1 protein-coding gene is annotated in these 254 nt (G+C 64.6%); it reads left to right on the top strand.

Annotated elements, in window-relative coordinates; translation table 11 throughout:
* A partial coding sequence (locus tag HK26_RS13080; protein ID WP_143296394.1) for a carbohydrate porin occupies window positions 1-254 on the top strand: 254 nt, incomplete at both ends.

The raw sequence follows: 254 nt of genomic DNA on the forward strand, positions 1-254 counted from the left end.
GGCGTGTTTGCCCGCATGACCGGCAATGGCGGGGACCGCAACATGATCAGCTACGCCGTGGATGCGGGGGTCAACTTCAAGGCTCCCTTCAAGGGGCGTGACAACGACACGGTGGGCGTGGGCTGGGGGCTTGGCCGCGCCTCCTACGGGCAGCGCAACTATGACCGCACCAGTGGTGTTCACCCGCAGGGGACGGAAAACCATCTGGAAGTCACCTATCAGGCGCAGGTCATGCCGTGGTGGGTCATGCAGCC

Source organism: Acetobacter okinawensis, assembly GCF_002153655.1.
In the GTDB taxonomy this organism is placed as follows: domain Bacteria; phylum Pseudomonadota; class Alphaproteobacteria; order Acetobacterales; family Acetobacteraceae; genus Acetobacter; species Acetobacter okinawensis_A.